General features: G+C 60.1%; 13 protein-coding genes and 1 pseudogene. 11 read left to right on the forward strand and 3 right to left on the reverse strand.

What is annotated here, in order from left to right; translation table 11 throughout:
* Positions 1-30 precede the first annotated feature (30 nt).
* Both NW826_RS07810 and NW826_RS07815 read left to right on the forward strand, forming a co-directional pair.
* Entirely contained in the window at positions 31-606 is a 576-nt protein-coding gene (locus NW826_RS07810) for a rhodanese-like domain-containing protein (RefSeq protein ID WP_414509833.1), read from the forward strand.
* Positions 603-2,390, forward strand: coding sequence for a SulP family inorganic anion transporter (locus tag NW826_RS07815; protein WP_414509834.1), 1,788 nt, complete (start codon positions 603-605; stop codon positions 2,388-2,390). Before NW826_RS07810 ends, NW826_RS07815 begins: the two co-directional genes overlap by 4 nt.
* On the opposite strand, the gene NW826_RS07820 is transcribed toward NW826_RS07815, so the two are convergent.
* Positions 2,353-3,621 carry a hypothetical protein gene (locus NW826_RS07820; protein ID WP_414509835.1) on the reverse strand — a complete coding sequence of 423 codons (1,269 nt, stop codon included), beginning with the start codon at positions 3,619-3,621 and terminating at the stop codon, positions 2,353-2,355. The two genes, NW826_RS07815 and NW826_RS07820, sit on opposite strands and share 38 nt — an antisense overlap.
* Before the next feature lie 218 nt (positions 3,622-3,839).
* On the opposite strand from NW826_RS07820, the gene trxA reads away from it, so the two are divergent.
* Both trxA and lipB read left to right on the forward strand, forming a co-directional pair.
* Positions 3,840-4,172 carry a thioredoxin gene (gene trxA, locus NW826_RS07825; RefSeq protein WP_414376528.1) on the forward strand — a complete coding sequence of 111 codons (333 nt, stop codon included), beginning with the start codon at positions 3,840-3,842 and terminating at the stop codon, positions 4,170-4,172.
* 21 nt (positions 4,173-4,193) lie between these two features.
* Positions 4,194-4,937, forward strand: a complete 744-nt coding sequence (lipB, locus tag NW826_RS07830; RefSeq protein ID WP_414509836.1) for a lipoyl(octanoyl) transferase LipB — start codon at positions 4,194-4,196, stop codon at positions 4,935-4,937.
* 34 nt (positions 4,938-4,971) lie between these two features.
* On the opposite strand, the gene NW826_RS07835 is transcribed toward lipB, so the two are convergent.
* Positions 4,972-5,460 (reverse strand): tetratricopeptide repeat protein, encoded by a 489-nt coding sequence (locus NW826_RS07835; protein WP_414509837.1) that lies wholly within the window; start codon positions 5,458-5,460, stop codon positions 4,972-4,974.
* Positions 5,461-5,625: 165 nt separating this feature from the next.
* On the opposite strand from NW826_RS07835, the gene purB reads away from it, so the two are divergent.
* The 7 genes from purB (at position 5,626) to NW826_RS07870 (ending at position 14,022) form a co-directional block, all read left to right on the forward strand.
* Entirely contained in the window at positions 5,626-6,921 is a 1,296-nt protein-coding gene (gene purB / locus NW826_RS07840) for an adenylosuccinate lyase (protein ID WP_414509838.1), read from the forward strand.
* A gap of 9 nt (positions 6,922-6,930) precedes the next feature.
* The gene (locus NW826_RS07845; RefSeq protein WP_414509839.1) at positions 6,931-7,911 is read left to right on the forward strand and encodes an aspartate carbamoyltransferase catalytic subunit; all 981 of its coding nucleotides are present in this window, start codon (positions 6,931-6,933) and stop codon (positions 7,909-7,911) included.
* Positions 7,912-8,440: 529 nt separating this feature from the next.
* Positions 8,441-9,520, forward strand: a complete 1,080-nt coding sequence (gene pstS, locus NW826_RS07850; RefSeq protein WP_414509840.1) for a phosphate ABC transporter substrate-binding protein PstS — start codon at positions 8,441-8,443, stop codon at positions 9,518-9,520.
* Positions 9,521-9,793: 273 nt separating this feature from the next.
* Positions 9,794-10,765, forward strand: a complete 972-nt coding sequence (pstC, locus tag NW826_RS07855; protein WP_414364780.1) for a phosphate ABC transporter permease subunit PstC — start codon at positions 9,794-9,796, stop codon at positions 10,763-10,765.
* 18 nt (positions 10,766-10,783) lie between these two features.
* Entirely contained in the window at positions 10,784-11,671 is an 888-nt protein-coding gene (pstA, locus tag NW826_RS07860; RefSeq protein ID WP_414509841.1) for a phosphate ABC transporter permease PstA, read from the forward strand.
* A gap of 67 nt (positions 11,672-11,738) precedes the next feature.
* Entirely contained in the window at positions 11,739-12,536 is a 798-nt protein-coding gene (pstB, locus tag NW826_RS07865; RefSeq protein ID WP_414334984.1) for a phosphate ABC transporter ATP-binding protein PstB, read from the forward strand.
* Between the two features lie 118 nt (positions 12,537-12,654).
* Positions 12,655-14,022 carry an FAD-binding oxidoreductase gene (locus NW826_RS07870; protein WP_414509842.1) on the forward strand — a complete coding sequence of 456 codons (1,368 nt, stop codon included), beginning with the start codon at positions 12,655-12,657 and terminating at the stop codon, positions 14,020-14,022.
* A gap of 186 nt (positions 14,023-14,208) precedes the next feature.
* Here the strand turns inward: NW826_RS07870 and NW826_RS07875 are convergent.
* Positions 14,209-14,268, reverse strand: a pseudogene (locus tag NW826_RS07875) (DUF29 domain-containing protein); the annotation flags it as partial.
* Positions 14,269-14,378: the final 110 nt, after the last annotated feature.

Consider the following 14,378-nt stretch of genomic DNA (forward strand, 5'->3'; position numbering starts at 1 on the left):
TACAACAACCCTAGAAGCAAGGAAGAAACCATGACCGTAGCTCAACAAAATCCTACAGCTCAGCAGGAACGGGATCCCCGTCTCAAGGAGATCGACGCCTTGACTTTAAAGCAGTGGCTGGATCAAGGGCGGGTACAGCTCATTGACGTGCGGGAGCCGGCAGAATACCGCGACGAGCGGATCCCGGGGGCGATTAACATGCCTCTATCTACCTTTGACCCCGCCAAGGTGCCGGCCTCGACGCCGGAAAAGCCGGTGGTGCTGCAGTGCCGCATGGGCAGCCGCTCCATCCGTGCCGGCTGTCAGTTGCTTGAATACGGCTGGCCGGAAGCGATAAACCTAAAAGGCGGGATCGAAGCGTGGAAGGCCGCCAAGCTGCCCACCACCCGCACCCGCAACGCGCCCATCTCGCTAATGCGACAGGTGCAGATTACAGCGGGATCCCTGGTGCTCATAGGAACCCTGCTGGGAGCCTTTGTCCACCCGGCCTGGCTGGTATTGAGCGGCTTTGTGGGGGCGGGGCTGGTGTTTGCCGGGATCACCAACACCTGTGGCCTGGCGCTGCTTTTGGCCCGCCTGCCCTGGAACCGGGGTCAGACGTTATGAGCGGGATCCCGTCCGCCTCTTCCCCAAAGCAGGGGATCTGGGCGCGCTACCTGCCCTTGGCCAAGGATTCCCTGTGGTGGCTTCGCTACCGGCGAGAGGATCTGCCGGGGGATCTCATTGCTGGGGTGGTCTCGGCCATCCTGTTGGTGCCCCAGAGCATGGCCTACGCGCTGCTGGCCGGCCTGCCCCCCGAGACAGGCCTCTACGCCAGCATCCTGCCGGTGATCGCCTACGGCTTCCTGGGATCCAGCCGGGCTTTGTCGGTGGGGCCGGTGGCCATCATCGCCCTGCTGGTAGCCTCGGGTTTGGAGCCGCTGGCTGAGCCGGGCAGCCCGGAGTATGGCCAGTTGGCGCTGGGCTTAGCTCTGGAAGCGGGCCTGATCCAGCTAGGGGTAGGGCTGTTGCGCCTGGGGTTTTTGGCCAATTTCCTGAGCCACTCGGTTATAACGGCCTTTAGCAGTGCCGCAGCCCTAATCATTGCCCTTAGCCAGCTCCGCCATCTGCTGGGGGTGAAGATTGCCAACAGCGAGTCCTTCTGGCTGCTGCTGCAACGGCTGTGGCAGAGCCTGGATGGGGTCAACTGGGCCACCCTGGGGCTGGGGCTGTTGTCCATCGCCCTGTTGGTGTACGCCCAGCAGAAGCTGCCGGCGCAACTGCGCCGCTGGGGGATCCCGCCCCTCTGGGAGTTGCTGCTCACCAAGAGTGCTCCCCTGGCAGCCGTTTTCTTAACCACCCTGCTGGTTTGGGGGCTAAACCTCTCGGAGAGAGCGGGAGTGGCGGTGGTGGGATCCATTCCGGCTGGCCTGCCACCGCTGACGTTTCCCCAACTGAGCTGGCCAGAATGGGGATCCCTGCTGCCCACCGCCCTAACCCTCAGCTTGGTGGGCTTTACGGAAAGTTATGCCATGGCCCAGGCCCTGGCCAGCAAGCGGCGGCAGAAAGTGGATCCCAGCCAGGATCTGGTGGCCCTGGGAGTAGCCAACGTGGCAGCAGCCGTCAGCGGTGGCTTTCCGGTCACGGGTGGGATCAGCCGCTCGGTGGTGAATGCTCAGGCGGGGGCCAACAGCGGTCTGGCCTCGGTCATTACGGGATCCCTGATAGCTCTGGCCATGATCTGGCTGATGCCCCTGTTTACTTTCCTGCCCCAGACCACTCTGGCTGCCGTTGTGCTGGTGGCGGTGCTGGGACTGGTGGATTTTCACCCCCTGCTGCAGAGCTGGCGCTACGACCGCGGCGATGCCCTCGTTTGGCTGCTCACCTTTGCCAGCGTGTTGGCGATTGGGGTGGAGCGGGGGATTGGTCTGGGAGTGCTGGCCTCCATCCTTCTCTTCCTCTGGCGGGCCAGTCGCCCCCACATTGCCATTGTTGGCCAGGTGCCGGGCACCGAGCACTACCGCAACGTGCTGCGCCATGAGGTGATTACCGATCCGCGCATCTTGGCGGTGCGAGTGGATGAGAGCCTGTTTTTTGCCAACGCCGCCTACCTGCAGGAGTACATTCTGCAAGAGGTAGCAGCGCGGCCAGCAGTGGAACAGGTGCTGCTGGTGGCCAGCGCCATTAACTTCATCGACGGCAGCGCTCTGGAGGCCCTGACCGAATTGGTGGAACGTCTGCACCAGATGGGGGTGGGCTTTGCCCTGGCCGAGGTGAAGGGGCCGGTGATGGATTGCCTCAAAAGGGTGGGGTTTGTGGAGAAAGTGGGCGCTGAGCGCTTTTTCTTGTCGACCCACCAGGCGATGCAGGCACTCAAATCCCAGGCGATGCCGGCAGCCGCTTCCGGATGAGCACCAGGGGGGTCTGCTCCGCTGCATTGCCCGCCGGGTTCTTGCGCAGCGCCTGCTCCACCAGCTCCCGCTCCACCCCTGGGCTGGCCGCCAGAACGCTTACCTCACCTAGGTCATTGGCATCCACAATGGCCACCTCGTAGCCAGTCTGGGCGTGGAGCTCGGCCACCAGCTTAGCTGGATGCCGCGGCCCCAAGACGATGAACTGGTCGTAGGGGGGCAAGGTGCCGGTGACATCGTCGATGAGGTCGGCCTGCTCCCCCGCCAGGGCATAGAACACCCCTGGGATCCCCAACAACTTGGCCAGGGATCCGACAACAAAAGCCCCCAGCACCCGCCAGGCTCCCGAGCAGTCGATCAGCGTCTGCATCCCGTAGCAGCTTGAGAGACTGGTCTTGGAGGGGAAGAAGTAGCAGAGGGTGCGGGCTAGCCAGCCAGGCTGCACCTGCAGGGGATGGCGAAAGTGGCCCTGGACGATGGCCGCCGCGCTTTCCGAGATGGCCACGATATCACCGGTCTGGATGTGAGGGCCCACGTAGCGCTGCAGCACCTCGGCAAGGTCATCGCTGGGGGTAAGCAGAGGGGTGGGAATGGCAGCCCAACTCACTGGCCCCTGCTGCTGCCAGGCCAGCTCCGGCAAGGGATCCACTTCCTGCAAGGGCAGGATTAGGTGGCTAGTCTTAAGGGTGCGCCGCTGCCGCCCGTACTGGACGTAGTCCAGCTCCAGCCAGGCCGAGCGCAAATCTGCCAGCCCTTCCCCCCTCAGCTCGATCTCCACTTCCAAGCCGGTCTGGCTTTGGGGGGTAATGATGTAGGCCTGCCAGTAGTTGTCCTGGCGAGGGGGCAGATCCACATGGCGGGAGCGCAGGCGGATCTGGGTTTGGATCCCTTCGATGGAGCTGGCACTGAGCAAATGCAGTCGCGGCTGCACCTGGGCCAAGGTGACCTCAAAGATGGGGTTGAGGTTGCGGGCCACGAACTCCGCCTGGATCAGCCAGTGATCGGGGCTGAGGCGGTTGAGGTGCCAGCTCTGCGGCTCCACCACCAGGCAGTCGGCGGGGCGGGTCTTCCGCCAGTACAGCACCGTCGCCAAACTCAAGAGCAGCCCGGCCACCACCTGAATCCAGCCTGAGGGATCCCCCAGCCAACGCCAGATCCCCCAGAGGCTCAAGACCACCCCAGCCAATACGCCGGCCACCACACCTCGGCTCACCATCCGGATTGTTGCCATCGGGATCCCACTCCTTGCAATCGTTAAGCCCTGCTAAAGCCTGCCCCTTCCGTCCAGCCCGCCCTTTAGACTACAGGTACCGACCAAGCCCTAGTCATCCTACCGGGAAACCGACAGCAAGCGGTCGCAGAATCTCTACCCACACTTTCATCTCAAACATTTAGCCTGCAAATAGGTTGTATTCTAAGTTTTCCCACAGCATCCTGCGGAGGTCGCCCATGGCCCACAAACAGCAGTTCAAAAGCTTTGACGACATGATCCAGGGATCCAAAACTCCCATTCTGGTGGATTTTTACGCCACCTGGTGTGGTCCCTGTCAGGTCATGGCCCAGGTGTTGGAGCAGGTGAAGCCCCAAGTGGGGGACACCATCTCCTTTGTTAAGGTTGACACCGAAAAGTACCCCAACATCGCTGCCCGCTGGGGGATCTACGCCGTGCCGACCCTGATCCTGTTTAAAGACGGGAAGCCGGTTGACCGCATTGAAGGGCTGCTACATCCCCGAGCTCTGCTCGAGCGGCTACGGGCCCAGGTCAACTTACCGGTGGCCTGAGCTTTGCAGGGGCTTGAGCCTGTGCCGCTTCTCCAAGTTCACCTGGCAGGAGAAGTGCCCTACCGCACCGCTTGGGCTTGGCAGCAGGCCCGGTTGGCCCGGATGATCCGCCATCCTGAGGTGCCGGATGGGCTTTTGTTGCTCACCCACCCGCCGGTCTACACCCTGGGGGCAGGGGCCGATCCCAAGTTTCTCAAAAGCCTGGCTGGACGGATAGGATCTCCGGATACTCAGCCAGAGTCCCCTGCTCCTGAGGGGCCGGAGGTTCTGCGGGTGGAGCGGGGCGGCGAGGTGACCTACCACGGGCCGGGCCAGTGGGTGGGCTATGCCCTACTGAACCTAAAGCGCCATAGGACTGTCTACGGCTCCCATGGCCAGCCGGATCTGCACCGCTACCTGCGCCACCTAGAAGAGGTGCTCATCCAGACCGTAGCCCACTTTGGCCTGCGGGGGGAGCGGCTCCCTGGCCTGACAGGGGTTTGGGTGCAAGGCCACAAGGTGGCGGCCATCGGCATCAAGGTCTCCCGCTGGGTTACCTACCACGGCTTTGCCCTCAACGTCTGTCCGGATCTGCCTGCCTTCGCGGCCATCGTGCCCTGTGGGATCCCCGATCGCCCGGTGGGATCCCTGGTGCAGTTTTGTCCGGAGGTAACAATGGCTGCCGTAGCCCCAGTGTTGGTGCAATCTTTTTGTCATGTCTTCGGGCTGCAGGCCCAGGCAGTTTCCCTGGCCGAGTGGTTGGGAGAGCCTCCTCAGTTTGTCTAAATCCGAGATGGCCCTAGATTCAATCCAAGGGCGACTACTCCACCCCCAACTGGCGCAACAGTTGCTGCAGGATGGCTTGGTCAGCAAAGTTGCCGCTTTGGGAAAAAAGAGCCAACGCCTGGCGAAAGTCAGCCATGGCAGCCTCTCGCTCCCCCAGTTGCAGGTGGGCCACGCCGCGGCTAAAGTAGGCCTCTGGGATCCCCGGATCCAACTGGATGGCCCGCTCCGCATCGGCTAGGGCTTTTTGGGGCTGGCGCAACTGGTTGTAAACGTAGCTGCGGTTAACGTAGGCCGGCGCATAGGTGGGATCCAGCTCTACTGCCCGATCCAGATCGGCCAAAGCCGCCACCGGATCCCCGCGCAGCAACTTGAGGGATCCCTGCCAGTTAAACTCGGAAGCAGGGCTTCGGGCCGAGGTCTGCTCAGGAGGAGTGGGGGAGGTGGGCAAAGAGAGGGCGGGGGCAGGAGTCAGGAATGCCGCCAAGCAACCCATCAGAGCCACCCTTCCCCATCGCCGCTTCATCGTGCTCCGCTGAGGATCCCAACCCAGTCCAGTATAGACTGCCCGCAAGAGGGGCCATCCTTGCACTTAACCAACCCGCCGAGAAGCCCCGCTTTGGACCCGGGATGAGAGGCGGATTAGCTAAAATAGCTTGGCTTATCCTATTGTACTGACGGAAAAGGCACCTTGATCGAGCGCTACACTCTGCCGGAAATGGGCCAGATTTGGTCCACCGCCCACAAGCTCCAGACCTGGCTACAAGTAGAGCTGGCCGTCTGTGAGGCGCAGGCGGAGCTGGGGCGGATCCCTCAAGAGGCTCTGCAGGAGATCAAAGCCAAAGCTGCCTTTGACCCGGCGCGGGTTTTGGCAATCGAGGCGGAAGTCAAGCACGATGTTATTGCCTTCTTGACCAACCTCAACGAGCATGTGGGCGAGGCGGGGCGCTACATCCACCTGGGCTTGACCAGCTCGGATGTGTTGGACACAGCCTTGGCCCTGCAGCTTGTAGCCTCGGTTGAGATCTTGCAAGCTCGGCTGGCCGATCTCATCGCTGCTTTGCGTGAGCAGGCCCGCCGACACCGCTACACCTTGATGATGGGCCGCACCCATGGCGTCCATGCCGAGCCCATTACCTTTGGCTTTAAGCTGGCCGGCTGGCTGGCCGAGTGCCTGCGCCATCAGGAGCGCCTAGCGCGCCTACGGGAGGTGGTCGCCGTGGGCAAGATCTCCGGCGCCGTGGGTACCTACGCCAATGTGCCCCCCCAGGTGGAACAGTTGGCCTGCGCCCGCTTAGGCCTCAAACCGGATACGGCCTCGACGCAGGTGCTCTCCCGCGATCGCCACGCTGAGTATGTGCAGACCTTGGCTTTGATTGGCTCTTCTCTGGAGCGCTTTGCCACCGAGATCCGCCACCTACAGCGGACAGAGGTGCTGGAGGTTGAGGAGTACTTTGCCCCTGGCCAAAAGGGATCCTCCGCCATGCCCCACAAGCGCAACCCCATCAAGTCTGAACAACTGACGGGAATTGCCCGCCTCTTGCGGGGGTATGCTGTCTCGGCCCTGGAAAACATTCCCCTCTGGCATGAGCGGGATATTTCCCATAGCTCTGTAGAGCGGGTTATCCTGCCCGATGCCTCCATCCTCTGCCACTACCTACTGGTCAACATGGCAGATCTGGTGCGCCACCTGCAGGTTTACCCTGCCAACATGGAGCGCAACCTCACCCTCTACGGTGGTGTTGTCTTTAGCCAGCAGGTGCTTTTGGCTTTGGTGGAGAAGGGCTTGAGCCGTGAGGAAGCCTACCGACTGGTGCAGGAAAATGCCCACCGCGCCTGGAACCAAGCCGGCGGAGATTTCCACGCCAATCTGCTGGCGGATCCCAGAGTAATGGCCCACCTGAGCGAGGCGGAGCTGCAGGCCTGCTTTGACCCACGGCGGCACCTCACCCACCTGGACGAGATCTTTGCCCGCTTGGGCATTTGAGGATCCCCTATGGCTTGGCAGCGGCAACATGTCTTGGGGCTGGCGGACTTTACCCGCGAAGAGTATCAAATTGTTTTGCAAACCGCCGCCAGCTTTCAGGAAGTGCTGACCCGGCGGCTGCCCAAGGTGCCCACCCTGCAGGGGAAGGTGGTGGTGACGCTGTTTTTCGAGCCTTCCACCCGCACCCGCAACAGCTTTGAGCTGGCGGCCAAGCGCCTGTCAGCGGATGTGCTCAACTTTTCCCCCGGCACCTCTTCGCTAAGCAAGGGGGAAACCATTTTGGATACGGTTCGCACCTTTTTGGCCATGGGATCCGACGTGCTCATCGTCCGCCACGCCCAGGCCGGGGTGCCGCAGCAGTTGGCCGCCGAGATCAATCGCCGCGGATCCCCAGCGGGGGTGCTAAACGCGGGGGACGGCCTGCACGAACATCCCACTCAAGCTTTGCTGGATCTATTTACTCTCTGTAGCCACCTGGATCCGCAGCGACCTCGCCTCGAGCTGCTGCAGGGGGTGAAGGTGGCCATCGTCGGCGACATCCTCCACTCGCGGGTAGCCCGCTCCAACATCTATGCTCTAGTGGCCGCTGGCGCAGACGTCCACTTGGCCGGCCCGCCCACCCTGTTGCCCAAAGACTTTGCCCAGTTTGTGCCCGGCCATACTCTGCCGGTGCACTGGCAGTTGGAGCCGGCCCTAGCAGGAGCCCGCTTTGTCATCGCCCTGCGCCTGCAACGGGAGCGGATGAGTGAATTCCTCATCCCCAGCCTGCAGGAATACCACCACCTTTTCGGCCTCACCCTGCAGCGGCTGCGCCTGTGCCACCCCGAGGTGAGGGTTCTCCACCCCGGCCCGGTCAACCGCGGCGTGGAACTGAGTTCTGAAGTGATGGAGGATCCCAGCCTCAACCTCATCGAGCGGCAAGTTGCCCACGGCGTGGCGGTGCGCATGGCTTTGCTGTACCTGATGGGCGGCGGGCGGATCCCGGCTTAGACCTCCCCCTTTCCCCTCTGGTCGGGGAACTTGAGGAGCTGCTTGACGTCTAGAGTGCTGAGGTTACTCTTCTAGCCAACTCAACGCTCTCCGCAAAAGCAAGAAAGAAGCTCTTGCGGGGGCTCTTTTGGACACATTGAACCCTACATAAGCCTATATAAGCTTGGCAAGATTTGGGGCAGCTTTCTGCTCTAGGTTCTGCGCAACTTATCTTCTGTTCAAACTTTTTTTCTGGCTGGCCAGCATCATCTTTTATTTGGATCGAGGTCACCTAGCCAAGTCTAAGACAAGCTAAAAGCCTTGCAAAATAAGCTTTTCACAGATCCTGAGCTCCAGGATCATTTTTTGCTGCTATCTAAACCCAAGCAAATCACCAGGTAAAAAATCAAGAGCTCATAGCAATCATCTCATTCAGAAAGACACCGACTTTTTCTTCTGGCTTAACCTAAACTTAACCTTAACATATTCTACTCTTAACCTTGAGGTTGTAGGGTTATAGGCGTCGATTAAAATCAGACATTTCTTTCTTATGCGATCTCTGCTCTCTGCTTCTGTTTCTTCTATCGCGGCTCTGGCGGTGGGAGCCCTGGCGCTGGCCCCGGCTCAAGCCCAAACCGTGCAAATCTCTGGCGCAGGTGCTACCTTCGCTGCGCCGCTGCTGCAGCGCTGGTTTGATGCCTACAATCGCACCGTAGATCCCAATGTGCAAGTCAGCTACCAGTCTGTTGGGAGCGGTGCCGGTCTGGAGCAATACATCAACGGCACGGTGGACTTCGGTGCTTCCGAGGGCCCGATGACCGAAAAGTACAACGCCTCTCGCTACAAGAGCTTCAAAGAGAAGTACGGCTACGAGCCCCTGCAACTGCCTCTGGCGGGGGGCGCCATTGAATTTGCCTACAACCTGCCCGGCATCGGCGACAAAGAGCTCGTGCTCAAGCGGGAAACCTACTGTGGCATTGTTACCGGCGAAATCACCCGCTGGGACGACATTCGCATCAAGGCCCAAAACCCCAACCTGGCAAATCGGCTGCCCGCGCTGGACATCACCTGGGTGCACCGCTCCGACGGCTCTGGGACGACCTTCGTGTTCAGCAACCACATCAACGCTGCTTGCCCCAACTGGAAGGGCGGCGTGGGAACCACGGTGGAGTGGCCGGTTGGCATCGGTGCCCAGGGCAACGAAGGGGTAGCCGCCACCATCAAGCAGGAGCAAGGGGCAATTGGCTATGTGAACCAGTCCTTTGCCAAGCTGGAGCAACTGACTACTGCTCGCATAGAAAACAAAGCGGGCAAGATTGTCGAGTTTTCTCCTGAGCGGGCTACTTCTGCCCTCAACGCTCCCCTGCCCGAAGATTTTGCCCTGCTGGTGCCGGATCCCGAAGGGCCTGACGACTACCCCATCGTTGGTTTGTTCTGGGTGATGCTCTACCGCGAATATCCTGACGAGCAAAAGCTGAAGAAGCTGGTGGAAGCCATCAAGTGGACGCAGGGGCCAGAGGGCCAAGCCATCACCAAAGAACTGGACTACATCCCCATGCCGGAGCCGGCCATCCAGCGGATCTTCGCCGAGCTGGATAAGATCAAGGTCAACCCCAACGCGAAGCGATGAGTTGCTGTCCTGTTGAAAGGTGTTAGTTGAGGGCCAGTGGTCAACAAGAGGCTGTGCTCTTCCTGTTGGCTACTGGCTTGCCGCTTTGCTGATTTTTAACGGGTAAAAGTTCTGTCGGCACTGACTTTTGACGTTGTCGCCAGTCTGAGTCCAACAAGCTTTTGGTGTTCACTGTTGGCCAGGACACAGACAACTGCAACACCGATGGAATGTAGGGTGAGAGAGGTTTTGCCACAATCTGCCCACCAGTAGAATTGCCACAGCGGGGATCCTATGACTTCGGCAGCCAGAGACTACGACTTATCAACGGATGTTGCTATTGAAAAGAAAATGGATGTTTCCCGCGCCCTCGACGTGGGTTTTGTCCGCCTAACTTTGGTGCTGGCAGGGTTTGCCGGCATCATTCTCATTTGGGTGATCGTGCAGACCACTGAGGCAGCCCTGCCGGCCATGCGCCAGTTTGGCTTGGGCTTTCTGGTCACCAGCCGCTGGAACCCGGTGGAAAACATCTATGGGGTGTTGCCCCAGATCTACGGCAGTTTGATGACCTCTCTGGTGGCCCTGATTTTTGCCATTCCTCTGGGCATCGGCACCGCCATTTTCTTGACGGAAGATTTTGCCCCCAAGTGGATAACGGCGCCGATTGCTTTTGCCATTGAGCTGATCGTAGCCATTCCCAGTGTGGTGCTGGGGCTGTGGGGCATCTTTGTGCTCATCCCAGCAGTGCGGCCCATCTTCCGAGCCATCAATCAGACGCTGGGGTGGATTCCTCTCCTTGGGGGCCCTGCCCCCCGTGGCCCCAGTTTGCTGCTGGTGGCCATGGTGCTGGGGATCATGATTTCCCCCATCATCATTTCCATCACCCGCAGCACCCTTGAATCGCTGCCCCGGGGCCTCAAAGAGGGCGCCTTGGCGTTGGGAGCTACCCGCTGGGAGACGATCTTGACGGTGATGATCCCGGCGGGCCTGTCGGGCATTGTCAGCTCGATCATGCTGGCATTGGGACGAGCCTTGGGGGAGACCATGGTGGCAGCGATGATTTCCGGCAACGCCAACCGCATCAACATCTCCCTGCTGCAGCCAGGATCCACCATTACCGGCTTGATTGCTTCCCAGTTTGGCGAGGCAGGACGCCTGCAGGTGTCGGCCCTTATGTATGCCGGTGTGGTGTTGATGGTGCTGACCCTGTTGGTTAACGTTATGGCCGAAATCATCATCCGCAAGTTTCAAAACTTGGAGCAGTAACCGAGGAGCCTCGTCATCATGTCCCAGTCAGCCCAGCTTGTTCCTGAGGAGATCGACATTAGCCGTGCCGCTGTTCCCCCCCTGCGGAGATATAGGGGCACTGCCTTGACGCTGCTGAGCGGACTGTTTGTGGCCGCCATCATGGCTGCCCTATCTTGGGTGCTGTGGGACATCGGTAAGGAGGGCATCCAGAGGATAAGCTGGGACGTCCTCACCGAGACTCGCTACCCGGCTCCAGGGTTAGCAGAGGGGGGGTTTGGCCACGCTATCGTCGGCAGCGTAATGGTTCTGGCCACGGGGGCGGCTTTGAGCTTTCCCTTCGGGATCCTAGCGGCCGTTTACCTGTCGGAGTTTGGCCGCGGCAGCCGCTTGGCCTACTTGGTCAAGTTCTCCTGTAACGTGCTCACGGGCGTGCCGGCCATTCTCTGCGGCCTGTTTGCCTACGCTTTGGTGGTGCGGGGATCCGGCTTCTCGGCTTTTTCGGGGGGAGTTGCCCTGGGCGTGTTGATGCTGCCCATTGTCATCCGCTCCACGGAAGAGGCGCTGCTTTTGGTGTCGCCGGATATGCGTTTGGCTTCGGTTGGCCTGGGGGCCACTCGCTTTCAGACCACAATGCGGATTGTCCTACCGGCAGCAGCTCCGGCCATTGTAACAGGCTTGATCTTGGCCTTGGCGCGGGCTGCCGGCGAGGCAGCACCTCTACTTTTTACTTCCTTCAACAACAATTTCTGGTCAACCAACCTGTTTGGACCGGTGGCTACCCTGCCGGTGATGGTTTACTTCTTCTCAATTATTCCCTTCAAGGTGCAGCAGGAGCTGGCATGGGCAGGAGCCCTGGTGCTGCTGGCCATTGTTTTGGCAGCCAGCTTGCTGGCCCGCTTCCTGGTCTACAAAGCCAGAAGATAGTTTAAGCCTTGTCGGACAGCGGCCAGGTGTGAATTAGCCTCTTGACGAACTTTCTGCGAGTGGGATCATGAAAACTCAATCTGCTAACTCAACCACCTACGTCTTCCGAACGGAAAACCTGAGCGTCTACTATGGCTCGAACCTGGCGGTGAAAAACGTCACCATGGATATTCCTGCCCGGCAAATTACGGCTTTTATCGGGCCTTCTGGCTGTGGCAAAAGTACCATCCTGCGCTGCTTTAACCGCACCAATGACTTGATCCCAGGGGCGCGCGTGGAGGGCAAACTTACCTACCACAGCAAAGACCTCTACGCCGAAAACGTAGATCCCGTGGCGGTGCGGCGGCGCATTGGCATGGTGTTCCAGAAGCCCAACCCTTTTCCCAAGAGCATCTACGACAACGTTGCCTATGGCCCGCGGGTGCTGGGGATGAAAGTGGACTTGGACGAGGTGGTGGAAACTTCGCTCAAGCGGGCCGCCCTTTGGGATGAGGTGAAAGACAAGTTGAAAGAAAATGGCCAGTCTTTGTCTGGGGGGCAGCAGCAGCGTTTGTGTATTGCCCGCGCCCTGGCGGTACAGCCGGATGTCATCCTCATGGACGAGCCCTGCTCGGCTTTGGATCCCATCTCCACCCGCCGCATCGAGGAGCTGATGAAGGAGCTGGAGCAGGATTATACCATCATTATCGTCACCCACAACATGCAGCAGGCCAGCCGCGTCTCGGACATGACGGCTTTCTTCAGCGTGGAGCTGGTGGGATCCAACCGCGTGGGCGAACTGGTGGAGTTCGACCGAACGGAGGTGATCTTCAACAGCCCTGCCAAAGAGGCGACCAAAGACTACGTAGAGGGCCGCTTCGGCTGATGCTCGGGACGGGCCGGGATCCCCTGGAGAGGCGTTTTCTGTCTCTGGTGAGCCTTTCTGCCGGCCCTTTGCACAGACAATGGAGTCTAAGTAGCCTGCTATCCAATTGGGGATCCCTATGACCGTTGCTGCTTCTGGAAAATTGCAGGCCTTGCTTTCTGAGCTGGCCGACCTTGAAACCATCACCGATCCGGCGCAAGTTGCCAAGTTGTCGCTGGACTTTTACCACTACAGCCCTGTGCTCAGCCGCCAGTTGAGCAACAAGCGCGGGGAGGTGGTGGTGCGCCCTGCCGATGAAGCAGAAGTGATGCGGGTGGCGGCGGCCTGTGCCAAGTGGAGAGTACCCCTGACCGTGCGCGGCGCCGGTACCGGTAACTATGGCCAGTGCATCCCCCTAGCTGGCGGTGTGATCCTGGATATGAGCAAGCTCAACCAGGTGATCTGGGCCAAGCCGGGCTTGGCGCGGGTACAGGCGGGGGCCAAGCTGATGGCCATCGACAAACACACCCGCGAGCTAGGCTGGGAGATCCGCATGGCCCCTTCCACCTACCGCACGGCGACTATTGGGGGGTTCATTGCCGGCGGTAGCGGCGGCATCGGCTCTGTGACCTACGGTCAACTGCTGGATCGGGGCAACATCTTAGGGCTGCGGGTGATTACAGTCGAAGAGGAGCCGCGGGCCCTGGAGCTGCGGGGAGACGACGTGTTTAAAGTCAGCCATGCCTGGGGCCTCAACGGGATCATCACCGAGGTGGAGATTCCCTTGGTGCCGGCCTATCCTTGGGCGGAGCTGGTGGTGGCCTTCCCGCCGGAGGGGGGGTTTATGCCCTGCGCCCACTTTGGCCAGGCTCTGGCCGAGGCAGATGGGATCCTGAAGAAACTCATCAGCCTGCACGCCTGGCCGATCCCTCGCTACTTCGTCCCCTTGCAGGACTACTTGCCCCAGGGATCCGCCGTGGCCCTCTTGATGGTGGCCGAGTACAGCCTAGAGCCGTTGCTGGAGCTCATTCGGGAGCATGGCGGCCAGGTGGTCTACAACAAAACGGCTCAGGAGGCCAGCAGGGGGATCTCGCTGGGGGAATTCTCTTGGAACCACACCACCCTGCACTGCCGCAGCGTGGATCCCAATTTGACCTATCTACAATCGATTTTTCCGCCCGATCGGGAGCTGAAGGTGGTGCAGCACCTGTACGAGCACTTTGGCGACGAAGTGCTGATGCACCTGGAGTGGATTCGCATCCGGGGGCAGGCTACCCCGGTCGGCCTGCAAATTGTGCGCTTTACAACGGAAGAACGCCTCAACGAGATCATGCGCTATCACGAGGCGCAGGGAGTCTTCATCGCCAATCCCCACACTTTCATCATCGAAGAGGGGGGTCGCAAAGTGATGGATCCGCGCCAGCTCCGTTTTAAGGAAGAAGTGGATCCCTATGGATTGCTTAACCCCGGCAAGATGCGCAGTTGGCAAGGGCGGGCTTCTGCTTGAAAGTGCTGAGAGGGCTTTATCCTCTAATATCCAGCGATCTCTGAGTTGCCTCTGCCAAAAGGAGAGGGGCTTGACAGTCAATCTTCTGCCAAGGCCAGCTCCAAAGCATAGGGACAAGTCTCCGGAAAGGCCGAGATATCCCCTCAAGCTGGGGCTATCTTCGAGGGCCAATTCAAGCTGAGTTCGCGCATCTGTGATGGCATCCAGCCAGCTCTCTGAGCGACGCTGAGGTTGATATTGCCACATGAACTACCCCACCGCATAGGCGGGTGGGGTTTCCTCACCCGCTTGACAGCAGAGCTTTTGTCTCTTCTTCTGCCCCAGTTGCTTCATCGTTCCCGTGTACCGGGTCTCTG

The organism is Synechococcus sp. OH20 (genome assembly GCF_047502685.1).
In the GTDB taxonomy this organism is placed as follows: Bacteria; Cyanobacteriota; Cyanobacteriia; order Thermostichales; family Thermostichaceae; genus Thermostichus.

Bases quoted from the DNA above. Each gene is read 5' to 3' on its own strand.
- NW826_RS07815 (WP_414509834.1), top strand. From the start codon at position 603: ATGAGCGGGATCCCGTCCGCCTCTTCCCCAAAGCAGGGGATCTGGGCG.
- pstC (WP_414364780.1), top strand. From the start codon at position 9,794: ATGACTTCGGCAGCCAGAGACTACGACTTATCAACGGATGTTGCTATT.
- trxA (WP_414376528.1), top strand. From the start codon at position 3,840: ATGGCCCACAAACAGCAGTTCAAAAGCTTTGACGACATGATCCAGGGA.
- NW826_RS07870 (WP_414509842.1), top strand. From the start codon at position 12,655: ATGACCGTTGCTGCTTCTGGAAAATTGCAGGCCTTGCTTTCTGAGCTG.
- NW826_RS07845 (WP_414509839.1), top strand. From the start codon at position 6,931: ATGGCTTGGCAGCGGCAACATGTCTTGGGGCTGGCGGACTTTACCCGC.
- NW826_RS07820 (WP_414509835.1), bottom strand. From the start codon at position 3,621: ATGGCAACAATCCGGATGGTGAGCCGAGGTGTGGTGGCCGGCGTATTG.
- pstS (WP_414509840.1), top strand. From the start codon at position 8,441: ATGCGATCTCTGCTCTCTGCTTCTGTTTCTTCTATCGCGGCTCTGGCG.
- pstB (WP_414334984.1), top strand. From the start codon at position 11,739: ATGAAAACTCAATCTGCTAACTCAACCACCTACGTCTTCCGAACGGAA.
- NW826_RS07810 (WP_414509833.1), top strand. From the start codon at position 31: ATGACCGTAGCTCAACAAAATCCTACAGCTCAGCAGGAACGGGATCCC.
- NW826_RS07835 (WP_414509837.1), bottom strand. From the start codon at position 5,460: ATGAAGCGGCGATGGGGAAGGGTGGCTCTGATGGGTTGCTTGGCGGCA.
- pstA (WP_414509841.1), top strand. From the start codon at position 10,784: ATGTCCCAGTCAGCCCAGCTTGTTCCTGAGGAGATCGACATTAGCCGT.